Annotated in this window: 15 protein-coding genes; 10 read left to right on the forward strand and 5 right to left on the reverse strand. The window is 71.5% G+C overall.

Features of this window, described 5'->3' with window-relative positions:
- Positions 1-12: 12 nt before the first annotated feature.
- The gene (locus tag BLV39_RS20315; protein WP_176984992.1) at positions 13-528 is read right to left on the reverse strand and encodes a LytR C-terminal domain-containing protein; all 516 of its coding nucleotides are present in this window, start codon (positions 526-528) and stop codon (positions 13-15) included.
- 403 nt (positions 529-931) lie between these two features.
- On the opposite strand from BLV39_RS20315, the gene BLV39_RS20320 reads away from it, so the two are divergent.
- On the forward strand, positions 932-1,228 hold the full coding sequence (locus tag BLV39_RS20320; protein ID WP_089248459.1) for a DUF4193 domain-containing protein: 297 nt from the start codon (positions 932-934) through the stop codon (positions 1,226-1,228).
- A gap of 119 nt (positions 1,229-1,347) precedes the next feature.
- Complete coding sequence (locus BLV39_RS20325) at positions 1,348-2,166, forward strand: hypothetical protein (protein WP_090794831.1); 819 nt, start codon at positions 1,348-1,350, stop codon at positions 2,164-2,166.
- Here the strand turns inward: BLV39_RS20325 and BLV39_RS20330 are convergent.
- The gene (locus tag BLV39_RS20330; RefSeq protein ID WP_373315385.1) at positions 2,144-2,620 is read right to left on the reverse strand and encodes a DUF3093 domain-containing protein; all 477 of its coding nucleotides are present in this window, start codon (positions 2,618-2,620) and stop codon (positions 2,144-2,146) included. The genes BLV39_RS20325 and BLV39_RS20330 overlap by 23 nt on opposite strands.
- An 85-nt stretch (positions 2,621-2,705) precedes the next feature.
- Here BLV39_RS20330 and dut point away from each other — a divergent pair, with 85 nt between their 5' ends.
- The 4 genes from dut to BLV39_RS20350 all read left to right on the forward strand — a co-directional run bounded on the left by dut (position 2,706) and on the right by BLV39_RS20350 (position 5,116).
- Positions 2,706-3,194, forward strand: a complete 489-nt coding sequence (dut, locus tag BLV39_RS20335) for a dUTP diphosphatase (protein ID WP_239083817.1) — start codon at positions 2,706-2,708, stop codon at positions 3,192-3,194.
- On the forward strand, positions 3,194-3,928 hold the full coding sequence (locus BLV39_RS20340; RefSeq protein ID WP_373315384.1) for a DUF3710 domain-containing protein: 735 nt from the start codon (positions 3,194-3,196) through the stop codon (positions 3,926-3,928). Before dut ends, BLV39_RS20340 begins: the two co-directional genes overlap by 1 nt.
- Before the next feature lie 124 nt (positions 3,929-4,052).
- Positions 4,053-4,433 (forward strand): OB-fold nucleic acid binding domain-containing protein, encoded by a 381-nt coding sequence (locus BLV39_RS20345; RefSeq protein WP_090794844.1) that lies wholly within the window; start codon positions 4,053-4,055, stop codon positions 4,431-4,433.
- Complete coding sequence (locus tag BLV39_RS20350; protein ID WP_090794849.1) at positions 4,430-5,116, forward strand: DUF3159 domain-containing protein; 687 nt, start codon at positions 4,430-4,432, stop codon at positions 5,114-5,116. The genes BLV39_RS20345 and BLV39_RS20350 overlap by 4 nt, the downstream gene beginning before the upstream one ends.
- Positions 5,117-5,123: 7 nt before the next feature.
- On the opposite strand, the gene BLV39_RS20355 is transcribed toward BLV39_RS20350, so the two are convergent.
- Positions 5,124-5,810 (reverse strand): potassium channel family protein, encoded by a 687-nt coding sequence (locus tag BLV39_RS20355; RefSeq protein ID WP_090794852.1) that lies wholly within the window; start codon positions 5,808-5,810, stop codon positions 5,124-5,126.
- Between the two features lies 1 nt (position 5,811).
- Complete coding sequence (locus BLV39_RS20360) at positions 5,812-6,495, reverse strand: potassium channel family protein (protein WP_342342465.1); 684 nt, start codon at positions 6,493-6,495, stop codon at positions 5,812-5,814.
- A gap of 100 nt (positions 6,496-6,595) precedes the next feature.
- Between BLV39_RS20360 and BLV39_RS20365 the strand changes: the two genes are divergently transcribed.
- On the forward strand, positions 6,596-8,701 hold the full coding sequence (locus BLV39_RS20365) for an APC family permease (RefSeq protein WP_176984993.1): 2,106 nt from the start codon (positions 6,596-6,598) through the stop codon (positions 8,699-8,701).
- Positions 8,698-9,918, forward strand: a complete 1,221-nt coding sequence (locus tag BLV39_RS20370; RefSeq protein WP_090794856.1) for a class I SAM-dependent RNA methyltransferase — start codon at positions 8,698-8,700, stop codon at positions 9,916-9,918. The genes BLV39_RS20365 and BLV39_RS20370 overlap by 4 nt, the downstream gene beginning before the upstream one ends.
- Before the next feature lie 51 nt (positions 9,919-9,969).
- On the opposite strand, the gene BLV39_RS42405 is transcribed toward BLV39_RS20370, so the two are convergent.
- Positions 9,970-10,191: a hypothetical protein gene (locus BLV39_RS42405; protein WP_143049819.1), complete on the reverse strand. Its 222-nt coding sequence runs from the start codon at positions 10,189-10,191 to the stop codon at positions 9,970-9,972.
- A gap of 468 nt (positions 10,192-10,659) precedes the next feature.
- Here BLV39_RS42405 and dxs point away from each other — a divergent pair, with 468 nt between their 5' ends.
- On the forward strand, positions 10,660-12,621 hold the full coding sequence (gene dxs / locus BLV39_RS20375) for a 1-deoxy-D-xylulose-5-phosphate synthase (protein ID WP_090797597.1): 1,962 nt from the start codon (positions 10,660-10,662) through the stop codon (positions 12,619-12,621).
- An 11-nt stretch (positions 12,622-12,632) separates the two neighbouring features.
- Positions 12,633-13,886, forward strand: a complete 1,254-nt coding sequence (locus tag BLV39_RS20380; RefSeq protein ID WP_090794859.1) for an outer membrane protein assembly factor BamB family protein — start codon at positions 12,633-12,635, stop codon at positions 13,884-13,886.
- The last annotated feature ends 6 nt before the right edge of the window (positions 13,887-13,892 follow it).

Consider the following 13,892-nt stretch of genomic DNA (forward strand, 5'->3'; position numbering starts at 1 on the left):
CCCGGTGCCCGTCTAGGGCGCCGGGCAGGTCTGCGGCGGCAGCTTCGGCTCGCCGAGCGAGGCGAGCTCCACAAGCGACTGGTTGACCTCGGTCGTGGTGGCCAGTTGCTTGAACTGGTCGCCGATGACGACGTCGACGATGTCGTCGGTGCGGGCCGGGTCGTACTCCGTCTTGGCCTCGTCGAGGAAGTAGGCCCGGATCACGTGGGCACCGGCGACCGCCTTGGGCCCGAAGCGGATCAGCGCCACCCCGTCGACCGCGTTCTTCGAGTTGCCCTTTTTGAGCACCTGGAACTTGCGGTTGGCGAAGTCGCTGCCGACCGACTCGGCGCGGCCCACGGCGTCGGTCGCGTTGAAGACATTGATCTTGATGTCTTCGGACTTCTTGAGTGTCAGATCGACGACCGGCCAACCCGCCGGACACTGGGCCGCGAGCGTGCGACCCTTCTGTGAGTCGTCGACCAGCGCGTAGACCACAAAGGCCACGGCCAGCACCGCGAGCGCGCTCACGACAACGAGCGCTCGCACCCGCGCAAAGGTCATAATTCGGCTCCCGTGCTGGTGACGGCGGAGGTGCACGGTTGGCATGCCGTCTGGCGTGGCCTCGGTCACCCGGTCTGCGACCGAGGTTAACGGTTGTCCGCTCGGCGCGCGGAAACACCCGTGACATCCCCGGCGCGCCGAACGTGATCGACGGCGTCAGACACCTATCTTCGTGTCGCCTGAGTCACATCGGGAACAACTTCGGGCCAAAGAGCGTCTTAGTGGGCCACGAGGGCGGTATACATGCCTCCCGCAGGGGCAGGTAAGGTACCGCGCTCGCGGGCGCCCGTCGTGCCCGCGCCCGAATGTTTCGCGGCCGACCGGGAACCGAAACACCGTCGTCTGGCGTTACACCTAGGCGACTTATCGATACGGGAGAGTGAGACCGATGGCCACCGACTACGACGCCCCGCGTCGCGACGAGGTCGACCTCGGCGAGGACAGCCTGGAAGAGCTCAAGGCCCGGCGGACCGACGCACAGTCGGGCGCTGTTGACGTCGACGAGGCCGAAGTGGCCGAGAGCTTCGAGCTGCCCGGCGCCGACCTCGCCGACGAGGAGCTGACGGTCAAGGTGCTGCCGATGCAGCAGGACGAGTTCCGCTGTGCGCGCTGTTTCCTTGTCCACCACCGCAGCCAGCTCGCGTTCGAGCGCAATGGCGATCTGATCTGCCGGGAATGTGCCTGACCGGCGATCGATGACCCCAAGGCGGCGGCCCGACCGGGTCGCCGCCGCCGACTTCGACCTGCGGGCGTGGCCATGACCTGCTTGACTCGTGTAATCGACACGAGGCTGGAGGGGCACAGATGAGCCACGCCGACCGGTCCGCGGGCGAGTCGGACTCCGCGGCCCCGCCGGAGTCCGTCCCCGAGGGCCAACCCAGCAATTCCGAGCTAGGTGACACTGTCGCCAAGCTCACCGCCGAAGACCTCGAGCCGGGCCAGCGCAACCGTCTGCTGGGCCGGCTGGTGGCGCAGGTCCGCGCCCGTGGCGTCGGCGACCTGTTCAAACCCCGTGCGGCGGTGAAGTGGATCGCCGACGCGGTCGGCGACATCGCGCCCTACGTGCCCGTGCGTGACCTCGAGACGCTGCGCCGGCACCACCCCGGCCTCGAAGGCGACCGGCTCGCCGAACGCCTGGTGCGCAACGCCAGTCGGGCTTCCGCCGGGGTCGGTGCTGCCGGTGGTGGCGTCGCGGCGATCGAATGGGCCGCCACACCCACCCTGCTGTCGGCGCCGGTGCTCCTGGCCGCCGAGACTGTCACCGTTGTGGCCATCGAGATCAAGCTGATCGGTGAACTGCACGAGGTGTACGGCCAGCCCGTGCCCGGCACCGGCGCGCAACGCGCGATCCCGCTCGTGATGGCGTGGTCACAGCAGCGCGGGGTGAACCCGATGGTGCCCGGCGTCGGCATCGGCGCGGTGCTCGGCACCGCCGCCCGCCGGGAGATGCGCGACCGGCTGCTGCGCCGGCTGGGCCGCAACCTGACCACCCTGGGCCCGTTCCTGACCGGTGCCGCCGTCGCCAGCTATCTCAACCGGCGCGCCACGAAGTCGATCGGCGAACAGGTGATCGACGACCTCAAGAAGCGTCAGCGCAAGGTCATCGAGGGTGAGGCGCGTTGACCGGCACCCGGGTGGCGATGGCCGCGGCCAGCTTCACCGGGTCGCGGGTGCTGACGACCCAGTAGGGCGTCGGGTCCGCCGGGTCGTCGATGACCACCTGCACCGCGCCGGAGATCCACGGCCGCTGCACCACGAAGGCCAGCTCGTGACTGCCGACGCCGAGCAGCTCACGCTTGCCGGCCGCGTCCAGCGGCACCGCGTCGGTGACGAACGAGAGCGGGATGTGCGCGTCGTCGACGGTCAGCTCGCCACCGCCGACCGCGACCCGGATCCGGCCGGCCCGCCACAGCCCCACCAGGGTGAGCGGGATCAGCACCACGAACGGGAGCCACGCGCGTACGCCGTCGGCGCCCATCCACACCTCGAGGGCCAGCAGCGTCGCGACCGCGAGCCCGCACAGCCACAGCCACCAGGGGAGCCGTAACCGCTCGGCGTAGTCATCGGTAGCCACGATGTCCGAGGGTACGGCGCGCCGTACCCTCGGCAACCGGCAGGATAGGAGGGGCCGCTCCCGCGGACCCATACAGAAAGCTGACACCGTGACCGACGCCGCCGTCCGGGTGGCCGTGCGCCAGCTCGACCCGGACCTTCCGCTTCCGTCGTACGCCCACCCTGGTGACGCGGGTGCCGACCTGTCGGCGGCCGCCGACGTCGAGATCCCACCCGGTGGCCGGGCGCTGGTGCCGACCGGCGTCGCGATCGCGCTGCCCGAGGGCTTCGTCGGCCTGGTGCACCCGCGCTCGGGCCTCGCCACCAGGATGGGCGTGACGGTGCTCAACGCGCCCGGCACCGTCGACGCCGGCTACCGCGGCGAGATCCTGGTCAACCTGGTGAACCACGACCCCACCGCACCCGCGAAGATCTCCCGGGGCGACCGGATCGCTCAGCTTGTCGTGCAGCGCGTCGAGCGGGCAGACTTCCACCTCGTCGAGGAACTTCCCGGGTCCGTGCGCGGATCGGGCGGCCACGGCTCGACCGGCGGGGTGGCGGCATCTTCGGCAGGAACGTGGGAAGGGCGGGCGGACTGATGTTCTCGCGAGGCGGATCGGGGCGGCACGCCCGAGACGAACGAGGTGACCGGTCCGAGCGTCCGGCCCGGGGCAGCGCGCGCGTGCCCCAACCCGAGGAGCGGCACTACGGGCCGTACGACGTGTCGGAGGCACCGTCCGGAGTGGAGCGGCTCGACCTGGGCAGCCTCCAGATCCCGGCGACGCCCGAGGTCGAGATCCGGGTGCAGGCCAACCCCGAAGGCAACGTGCAGCAGGTCGTGCTGGTCAACGGCGAGAACGCCCTCCAGATCGGGGTGTTCGCCGCGCCGCGGTCCGAGGGCATCTGGGAAGACGTCCGCGAAGAGATCCGCAAGTCGCTGTTCAGCGAGGGTGTCGCCGTGGAGGAGACACAGGGCGAGTACGGCCTGGAGCTGCGCGCCCGGGTGCGCACCGCGGACGGCCTGACCGACCTGCGCTTCCTGGGCATCGACGGGCCACGTTGGATGGTCCGCGGCGTGTTCCAGGGCCCGGCGGCAACCGACCCGTCCCGGGCCGGCGTGCTGGTGGAGTGCCTGCACGGCCTGGTGGTCGACCGCGGCCAGGAGGCCAAGCCGGTGCGCGAGCCGCTGCCGTTGCGGCTGCCCAAGGACGCCAGCGACCAGGTGCAGGAGCAGCAGGCCGAGCCCGCGCCGCCGGCAGCACCGGCCCCGCCGACCAACGGGGCCGGCCGCGGCCCCGCACCGCGTCGCCGCCCGTCACCGCGACCTCGCTGAGCGAATCGACGCCCCTCTCCGCGCCGGTCAACCCGGCGCGGGGAGGTGAGTGACCGCCGTCACGCGTACGCTGAAAGAGGCGCGCGCCCGGCCGGGGCGCCCGGGAGAGTGGAAGCCGAAGGTCATGGCAATCGACCAGAGCCGCACGTCGTTGCGCCGCTTCCTAGCCCGATTGACGGCGGACGAAGAGACCCTGGAGGCCGAGAGCCTCCAGCGCGAGAGCGCGAAGTCCGGCTGCATGCCGGCGGGGCTGTGCATGCGCGGGCAGTTGGTGGCGCTCACCGGGCGCCTCAAGACCGTCGTCTACACCCCCCGCACCAACCTCCCCACGCTCGAGGCCGACCTCTACGACGGCAGCGACGTGGTGACCCTGGTGTGGCTGGGCCGGCGGCACATCGCCGGGATCGAGCCCGGGCGACAACTCACCGCGCGTGGTCGCGTCGCGGTGCGGGATGACCGTAAAGTCATCTACAACCCGCACTACGAGCTGGAAGCCACCAGATGACCTCTTCTCCGCGTGCCGCCGACGAGTCCACCCGCGACCCCGACGGCGAGGAGCCGCTGCCCCCGTTCGGTGAGATGGTGTCGCAGCAGCTCGGCGGCTGGCGGGGGCTGGTCGAGTCCAGCATCCCGGTGGTGGTCTTCGTTGTCGTCAACATCGTCTGGGAGCTCAACCCCGCGCTGATCGCCTCGGTCGGCGTCGCCCTGGTGATCGGCGGCATCCGGCTGGCCCAGCGCCGCCCGATCCGGCACGCCGTCAACGGCCTGTTCGGCATCGGCCTCGGCGCGGTGATCGCCTGGCGCACGGGCGAGGCGCGCGACTTCTACCTGCCGGGCATCATCCAGAGCTACGTCTTCGCCGCCGCGCTGCTGATCTCCGCCGCGGTCCGGCAGCCGCTGGTCGGCTGGGGCTGGTCGGTCATCATGGCCGGCGGCAAGTCGGACTGGCGCGAGGACCGCCGGCTGATGCGCACGTTCATCTGGCTCACCGTGGTCTGGGCCGTCGTCTGGATCCTCAAGGTGAGCGCGCAGGCCTGGCTCTGGTGGGACAAGCAGGACGACCTGCTCGGCATCGCCCGGCTGGTGCTGGGCACGCCGCCTTACGTCCTGCTCGCGCTGTTCACCGTCGCGGTGGTCCGCCGAGTCACCCGCGAGCAGCCGCAGCCGCCCGCGGTCGAGGGCGCCTGAAGCACCGTCAGTGCTGGACTCGGCGCCCGGCGGCCTCCGGGCCGAGGATGACCGCTCGCACCGCGTCTTCCACCTCGGCCGTGCAGACGAAGATGAGCTCGTCGCCCGCCTCCAGCGGGTCGTCCGGGGTGGGCACGAGCACCCGGCGGCCGCGCAGGATGGCCACCAGCGCGGAGTCGCGGGGGAGCGGCACGTTGCGCACCGGCAGACCGACGTAGGGCGCGGTCGGCGGCAGCGTGATCTCGACCAGGTTGGCCTCGCCCTGCCGGAAGGTCATCAGCCGGACCAGGTCGCCGACCGTGACCGCCTCCTCGACCAGCGCGGCCATCAGGCGCGGCTTGCTGACCGAGACGTCGACACCCCACTGCTCGGTGAAGAGCCACTCGTTCTCGGCGCGGTTGACCCGGGCGACCACCCGCGGCACCGCGAACTCGGTCTTGGCCAGCAGCGAGACGACCAGGTTGACCTTGTCGTCACCGGTGGCCGCGACCACCACGTCGCAGCTCGCGACGTTGGACTCCTCGAGGCTGGCGAGCTCGCAGGCGTCGGCCAGGATCCACTCGGCGGCCGGCACCCGCTCCGGGCGCAGCATCTTCGGCGAGCGTTCGATGAGCATCACCTCGTGGCCGTTGCCGACCAGTTCCGCGGCGATCGAGCGGCCCACGTTGCCCGCTCCGGCGATGGCGACCCGCATGTCAGTGCCCCCCTTCCGGTGCGGCGCCGGCGACCTCGGTCACCGATGTGGCGATGTCGTCGGTGACCAGCATGAAAAGCTGGTCACCCTCCTGGATCACGGTCGAGGCGGTGGGCAGCGTGCCGATGCCGAACCGCATCAGGTAGCCGGTGCGAGCGCCGACCGCGTCCTCCAGCGAGCGCAGCGGGCGGCCGATCCAGTCTTTGTGCACCGGCACCTCGATGATCGAGACGGTGCTGGTGGGGTCACGGAAGATCTCGACGTGCCCCTCGGGGACCAGGTGCCGGATCATCCGGTCGGCGGTCCAGCGCACCGTGGCCACCGTCGGGATGCCCAGCCGCTCGTAGACCTCGGCCCGCTTCTGGTCGTAGATCCGGGCCGCGACCCGGGAGACGCCGAACGTCTCGCGGGCCAGCCGGGCCGAGATGATGTTGGAGTTGTCGCCGCTGGAGACGGCGGCGAAGGCGTCGGCCCGCTCGATGCCGGCCTCACGCAGGACGTCGCGGTCGAAACCGACGCCGGCGACGATGACACCGCCGAACTCCGGACCGAGCCGGCGGAACGCGTCCGGGTTCTGGTCGATGACGGCCACCGAGTGGCCGCGGTCCTCGAGAGTGTGCGCGAGCGTCGAGCCGACGCGACCACATCCCATGATCACGACGTGCACCGGTGACACCCCTTCCACGGCGGATTTGCGGCCGATTGACCGTACCGCTTGACAGCGGGTCCGCGGCGCCTGCCTACCGGACGACGCCGCTGATCAGCCCGCCGTACCCTTACCCGTTGTGGTGCGCCCCGCCTCGGTGATGAAGCGACTGCTGCTCGGCCGACCGTTCAGGTCCGACCGGCTGCAGCACACGTTGCTGCCCAAGCGGATCGCGCTGCCGGTGTTCGCCTCCGACGCGCTCTCCAGCGTCGCGTACGCGCCCGACGAGATCCTGCTGACGCTGTCCATCGCCGGCGCCTCGGCGTACGTGTTCTCGCCCTGGGTGGCACTCGCCGTGGTCGTGGTGATGCTCACCGTGGTCGCGAGCTACCGGCAGAACGTGCACGCGTACCCGTCCGGCGGCGGCGACTACGAGGTGGCCACCGTCAACCTCGGCCCCAAGTTCGGCATCGGGGTGGCCAGCGCGCTGCTGGTCGACTACGTGCTGACGGTCGCCGTCTCGGTCTCCTCCGGCGTCGCCAACCTCGGTTCCGTGGTGCCCTGGGTCGCCACGCACAAGATCCCGGTGGCGGTCGGCGCCGTGATCCTGCTGACCGCGATGAACCTGCGCGGCCTGCGGGAGTCCGGCACCGCGTTCGCCATCCCGACGTACGGCTTCATGATCGTCATCGTCGGCATGCTGTTGACCGGCTTCTTCCGGATCTTCGTTCTCGGTGAGGACCTCCGGGCTCCCAGCGCCGACCTGCACATCGCCGCCGAGCACTCGGTGACCGGCTTCGCGATGGTGTTCCTGTTACTGAGAACGTTCTCGTCCGGCGCCGCGGCCCTGACCGGCGTCGAGGCGATCTCCAACGGCGTGCCCGCGTTCAAGCCGCCGAAGAGCCGCAACGCCGCGACCACACTGCTGCTGCTCGGCGTGGTGTCGGTCAGCATGCTGGTCGGCATCGTCACGATGTCCCGGCTGACCCACCTCCAGTTCATGGAGGATCCGGGCCGGCAGATCATCGGCGGCGCCGGCGACTACGTGCAGAAGACCGTCACCACCCAGCTCGGCGAGACGGTGTTCGGCGCCGGCTCGATCCTGCTGTACGTGGTGGCCGGCGCGACGGCGCTAATCCTGTTCCTGGCCGCCAACACGGCGTTCAACGGGTTCCCGGTGCTCGGCTCGATCCTGGCCCAGGACCGCTACCTGCCCCGCCAGCTGCACACCCGCGGCGATCGGCTGGCCTTCTCGAACGGCATCCTGTTCCTCGCCGTCTGCGCCATCGTGCTGATCGTCGCGTTCCAGGCCGAGGTCACCCGGCTGATCCAGCTCTACATCGTCGGTGTGTTCGTCTCGTTCACGCTGTCCCAGGCCGGCATGATCCGCCACTGGAACCGGCTGCTGCCTCGCGAGCGCGACCCCGAGGCACGACGCCGCATGCAGCGGGCCCGCGCGATCAACACCTTCGGCGCGTTCCTGACCGGCACGGTCCTGGTCATCGTGCTGATCACCAAGTTCCTGCTGGGCGCCTGGATCGCGATCGCGGCGATGCTGGTGATCTACGTCGTGATGTTGGCCATCCGCCGGCACTACGACCGGGTCGCCCGCGAGTTGGCCCCCGACGAGGGCCGACCGACCCTGCCGGCCCGCAACCATGCCGTGGTGCTGGTCTCCAAGGTGCACATGCCGACCCTCCGGGCGGTGGCGTACGCCCAGGCCACCCGCCCGGACACGATCACCGCGGTGACCGTCAACGTCGACGACAAGGACACCCGCGTCGTCCAGGCGGAGTGGGAGCGGCGCCAGGTGCCGGTGCCGCTGACCGTCATCGACTCGCCCTACCGGGAGATCACCCGGCCGATCATCGACTTCGTCAAGCGGGTCCGCACCGACTCGCCGCGCGACGTGGTCACCGTCTTCATCCCCGAGTACGTCGTCGGCCACTGGTGGGAGAACATCCTGCACAACCAGAGTGCGCTGCGGCTCAAGGGCCGGCTGCTGTTCGAGCCCGGCGTGATGGTGACCAGCGTGCCGTGGCAGCTCGCGTCGAGCCAGAGCCGTGACCTCGACCGGCTGGACGCGACGCTGATCCGGGGTCCGGCGCGCGGTCCGCGTACCCGTGGCTCGGTCAAGCTCGACTCCTCGGGCCTGCCGGGTTCGACCGGTCCGGCCGAGCCGAGCCCGCCGGGTCCCGACGACGGCGGGGTGCCGGCGTCGACCGGGCAGGGGGACAGGCCATGACCGACGCGGAAAGCCCGGAGCGTCCGGTGGTCACCGAAGAAGAGCTGATCACCCTCACCGTCGGGCCGCCGGCGCACGGCGGACACTGTGTCGCCCGCCTGGACGGCCAGGTGGTCTTCGTCCGGCACGCCTTGCCCGGCGAGCGGGTCACCGCCCTGGTCACCGAGGTGCACAGTGGATACCTGCGGGCCGACGCCGTCGAGATCCTCGAACCGTCGCCGGACCGGGTCGCCCCGCCCTGCCCGTACGCCGGACCCGGTCGCTGCGGTGGCTGTGACCTCCAGCACGCGGCACCCGCGGCGCAGCTCGACTGGAAGACCGCGGTGCTCCGCGAGCAGCTCACCCGGCTCGGCAAGCTGACCGCCGACGAGGTCGACGCGCTCGGTGTCACGGTCCAGGCGCTGCCCGGCGGCGTGACCGGCTGGCGCACACGGGTCCGCTACGCGGTCGACGCGGCGGGCCGGCCCGGTCTGCTCAAGCATCGTTCGCACGAGGTCGTGCCGATCGACCGCTGCGTGATCGCACATCCCGCCATCCAGGCGCTGCCGGTGCTCGACCGCACGTGGTCGACGGCCGACGCGGTGGAGGCGGTGGCGACCTCGACCGGCGACGCCACGGCCTGGGAGCTTCCGGGGGAGGACCGGCCGGCCGTGCGCGAGCGCGCCGCCGGTCGCACGTGGACGATCGACGCCGAGACGTTCTGGCAGGTGCACCCGGCCGCGCCGGAGACGCTGGTCGGTGCGGCGCTCGACCTGGTCGACCCGCGCCCGGGCGAGCGCGCCTGGGACCTCTACGGCGGAGCCGGTCTGTTCGCGGCCGCACTCGCCGAACGGGTCGGGTTGGGTGGCCGGGTGACGCTGGTCGAGTCCGCGCCCGACGGCGTCGCGGCGGCCCGGGACAACCTCGCCGACCTGCCGTGGGTCGAGGTCGTGGCGGCCCGGGTGGAGACCGCGCTGGGCCGGCGCCGGGTGGCCGGGCCGGTCGACGTGGTGGTGCTCGACCCGCCGCGCACCGGTGCCGGTGCCAAGGTCGTCGAGGCGCTGACCCGGTCGGGCGCTCGCGCGGTCGGCTATGTGGCGTGCGATCCGGCGGCATTCGCGCGGGACGTGCGCACCTTCCGAGAGCACGGCTGGCGACTTGCGGAACTGCGCGGCTACGACTGTTTTCCGATGACGCACCATCTTGAGTGCGTCGGACTGTTCACACCGGAATTGTGAACCGGATTTGTTTTCGGAATCAGTTTCGGTGAATTGACGGCCGAACGGGGGTCACCGTTGCGCCGAGGCCATCGGGCGATCGGACGGGGCCACCGAACTGCCCTCCGTCTCGCGGCCGGCGGCGCGCGACGCGGCACGCCGGTCGCGGAGCCGGATCCAGCCGATGACGAGCAGGATCAGGGGAAGTAGCGGCAACGCGATGATCGCCACGACGATCAGAGCGATCACCTGGCCCGCCGCGTACCTCCCGGTGACGCGCGATGAACCAGACATGTCTCATACCTTTTTAGGGAGGGAAGAATCGCTGTCGCCATCGTACGACTTCCGCCCAATCATGGTGCGGAGGCAAAAGTCGGGCCGGGCCTTTCTCCGAATAACTTTCGGCCCATTGATCATGGCCTTATCGTGCGGCAATGAAGATCGGCGGCGGGTGGCACAAGGCCATTCGAGTGGTCCGCAGTGGTGCGAAGTGTCCCGCTCCCGTCAGTAAGACGTGCCTGATCGGCCCGGTGACTCACCCGAACGGGCGGGCATCCCATGCACGGGAGTGCCATCAGCGGCTGACAGCCGATCGGGGATCACCGAGCGCGCGCGCCGTGTCGCGCACCGTCCACATGGCGGGGAGCGCGGCTACCGACGGTGATCGCGCGATGCGTCGCACGCTCTGCGGAAAGGGAGATTCGGTGAAGACGATCTCGGATCGGGGTGCGGCAGGTGCGCACCCCGATACACTTGCCGGTCATGAGCGTTGAAGAGGGTCGGGCCAGTCTGTTGTCCGCGATCCGCGGCCCACAGGACCTCAAACGGCTCTCTGGCGAGGAGCTTGTCCTGCTCTCCGCGGAGATCCGTGACTTCCTCGTCGCGAAGGTCTCCCGCACCGGCGGGCACCTCGGTCCCAACCTGGGCGTCGTCGAGCTGACGCTGGCGATGCACCGGGTGTTCGACTCGCCGCGCGACCGGTTCCTGTTCGACACGGGCCATCAGTCCTACGTTCACAAAATCGTTACCGGCCGCCAGGCGGGCTTCGACCAGCTCCGCCAGCGCGGTGGGCTCTCCGGCTACCCCAGCCGGACGGAGAGCGAGCACGACATGGTCGAGAACTCGCACGCGTCCACCGCACTCAGCTACGCCGACGGCGTGGCCAAGGCGTTCGCGCTGCGCGGTGAGGACCGCAGCGTGGTCGCCGTCGTCGGCGACGGCGCGCTGACCGGTGGCATGTGCTGGGAGGCGCTCAACAACATCGCGACCGCCCGCAACCCGCTGGTCATCGTGGTCAACGACAACCAGCGGTCCTACGCGCCGACGATCGGCGGCCTGGCGGACCACCTCTCCTCGCTCCGGCTCAACCCGGGCTACGAGAAGGTGCTCGACCTCGTCAAGGAGTCGCTGGGCTCGACGCCGCTGGTCGGCAAGCCGCTCTACGAGGTTTTGCACGCGGTGAAGAAGGGCATCAAGGATGCCGTGGCGCCGCAGGCCATGTTCGAGGATCTCGGCATCAAATACGTCGGGCCGGTCGACGGCCACGACATCGCTGCCGTGGAGTCCGCGCTGCGCCGGGCCAAGGGCTTCCGTGGGCCGGTGATAGTGCACGCGGTGACCCGCAAGGGCTACGGCTACCGCCCCGCCGAGGAAGACGACGCCGACAACCTGCACGGTCCGAGCAGCGCGTTCGACGTCGAGACCGGCAAGCTGCTGGCCGCGCCGAGCGTCAAGTGGACCCACGTGTTCGCCGAGGAGCTCGTCGCGATCGCCGACGAGCGCCCCGACGTCGTCGGCATCACCGCCGCGATGGCCGAGCCGACCGGCATCTCCGCGCTGGCCCGCAAGCACCCCGAGCGCGTCTACGACGTCGGCATCGCCGAGCAGCACGCCGCGACCTCGGCGGCCGGCCTCGCGATGGGCGGCCTGCACCCGGTGGTCGCGGTCTACGCGACGTTCCTCAACCGGGCGTTCGACCAGGTGCTGCTCGACGTCGCCATGCACAAGCTCCCGGTCACGTTCGTGCTCGACCGCGCCGGCGTCACCGGCCCCGACGGCCCGAGCCACTACGGCATCTGGGACATGTCGGTCTTCGGTGTCGTGCCCGGGCTGCGCATGGCCGCGCCCCGCGACGCCGCCACGCTGCGCGCGGAGCTGCGCGAGGCGCTGGCCGTCGACGACGGTCCGACCATCCTGCGCTTCCCGACCGGCTCCGTCGCCGCCGACCTGCCGGCCGTCCGCAAGGTCGGGCCGGTCGACGTGCTCACCGAGCACCGCCAGAAAGACGTTCTGCTGGTCGCGGTCGGCGCCTTCGGCCACCTCGGTGTCGAGGTCGCGACCCGGCTCGCGGAGCAGGGCTACGGCGTCACCGTGGTCGACCCACGCTGGGTCCGCCCGGTGCCCGCGGAGCTCGTCACGCTGGCCGCCGCACACCGCCTCGTCGTGACCGTCGAAGACGGCGTGCGCACCGGCGGCATCGGCGACGCCATCGCCAAGTCCATGCGCGACGCCGACGTCCGGGTCCCGCTGCGCGACCTCGGCGTGCCCGTCGCGTGGCACCCCCACGGCACCCGCGCGCAGATCCTGGGCGACATCGGCCTGACCGCGCAGGACGTGGCCCGCGAGGTCACCGGCTGGATGTCCCGGCTCGACGACACCGCACCGGCCGAGCGTCTCGACGCCACCGAGCCGGCAACGCGCGACAACGTCGGTCCCTCCCGCTAGGCACCAAAGCGATGTCCGAGCGGCCGGGCGAGTGGGTGGTGATCGACCTCGGCACCGCGCACGGTTCGGTCGCGGACGATCGCGCTCCCACGTCACGGCAGCGCCGGCGCTCGAGGCGCCGGCGGCTCGCCGTGGCGGCCGTCGCGCTCCTACTGGTCTGCGGCGGCGCCGCCACCGCGAGCCCGCCGTTCCGGGCCACCGCGGCCGTCCCGGTCGAGCCCGGTTCGAGCGTCTCGGTGGCCGGTGACCTGCTGGTGATCGCCGACCCGGCACCGCCACCCGCGCCGGCCGGCGGTGGCGCCGGTGGTGCCGCGACCGACCCGGGCCTGGCCGAGTTGCGCGGATACGACCTGCCTACCGGCACCGAACGCTGGCGGCTGCGGCTGCCCGCGGCGATGTCCCGGTCCGCCACCCGGGTCGGCGACCTGGTGCTGCTGGCGTCCCGCGACTCGATCCGTCGGCAGACCGGCACCACCGCCGTCGACGCCAGGACGGGCGCGGTGCGGTGGAGCCGGGCCGACGCCGTGCTGACCGCGCCGGGCGTCGCCGTCGGCCTCGCCGTGCAGGAGGTGCGCAGCGCGAGCGGCGCGGGCCGGCGGATCTCCGGGCGGGTCGAGGCGATCGACCTGGCCACCGGGCGCCCGCTCTGGCACGAGCAGGTGCCGCTGACCGCCGTGGCGCACGTGGTGGCCGGCGACCCGCCGCTGGCGGTGCTCGTGCTCGACTCCGGCCGCACCGAGGTGCACGACCTGGCCACGGGCGCGTTGCGCGGCGTCGGCACGTTGCCGCCGGCCGACTACGCGCCCGACAACCCGCGCGTGACCGAGCACGGGCTCGTGCTCCGCCACCCGGACACCCGCCCGGGCCGGCGGTCCGCGCTCAGCGCCTACGACCTCGACGACGTCGTCCTGCGCTGGAGCCGCCCCGACCGGGCGCGGGAGGTCCAGTGGGCCGACTGCGCCGGCGACCTGTGCGGCCGTACCCCTGACGGGATCTGGACCCTCGACCTCGACAACGGCGGGCAGGTCTTCGCCACCGGCGACGGGTTGCCGTGGCTGCCTGTCCGGGGCAGCGCCGACGATCTCGTCTTCCGGCTGCTGCCGGACGAGCGGATCGCGGTGGCCGACAGCGGCACCAGCACGACGCCGCGGGCGATCGGCACACTGCCGGTCGGCAGCCGCGACTGCCGGGTCGGCGAGACGGCCCTGGTCTGCCGGGGCGGCAACGGCCGCCAGCTCGCGATCTTCACGCTTCCGCGGACGTAGGCCCGC

It is taken from the genome of Asanoa ishikariensis, from assembly GCF_900107455.1.
GTDB lineage: Bacteria > Actinomycetota > Actinomycetes > Mycobacteriales > Micromonosporaceae > Asanoa > Asanoa ishikariensis.

Excerpts from the sequence above, each read along its gene's own strand:
- BLV39_RS20320 (WP_089248459.1), top strand. The coding sequence starts at position 932 with ATGGCCACCGACTACGACGCCCCGCGTCGCGACGAGGTCGACCTCGGC.
- BLV39_RS20325 (WP_090794831.1), top strand. The coding sequence starts at position 1,348 with ATGAGCCACGCCGACCGGTCCGCGGGCGAGTCGGACTCCGCGGCCCCG.
- BLV39_RS20340 (WP_373315384.1), top strand. The coding sequence starts at position 3,194 with ATGTTCTCGCGAGGCGGATCGGGGCGGCACGCCCGAGACGAACGAGGT.
- BLV39_RS20345 (WP_090794844.1), top strand. The coding sequence starts at position 4,053 with ATGGCAATCGACCAGAGCCGCACGTCGTTGCGCCGCTTCCTAGCCCGA.
- BLV39_RS20350 (WP_090794849.1), top strand. The coding sequence starts at position 4,430 with ATGACCTCTTCTCCGCGTGCCGCCGACGAGTCCACCCGCGACCCCGAC.
- BLV39_RS20355 (WP_090794852.1), bottom strand. The coding sequence starts at position 5,810 with ATGCGGGTCGCCATCGCCGGAGCGGGCAACGTGGGCCGCTCGATCGCC.
- BLV39_RS20370 (WP_090794856.1), top strand. The coding sequence starts at position 8,698 with ATGACCGACGCGGAAAGCCCGGAGCGTCCGGTGGTCACCGAAGAAGAG.
- BLV39_RS42405 (WP_143049819.1), bottom strand. The coding sequence starts at position 10,191 with ATGTCTGGTTCATCGCGCGTCACCGGGAGGTACGCGGCGGGCCAGGTG.
- dxs (WP_090797597.1), top strand. The coding sequence starts at position 10,660 with ATGAGCGTTGAAGAGGGTCGGGCCAGTCTGTTGTCCGCGATCCGCGGC.
- BLV39_RS20380 (WP_090794859.1), top strand. The coding sequence starts at position 12,633 with ATGTCCGAGCGGCCGGGCGAGTGGGTGGTGATCGACCTCGGCACCGCG.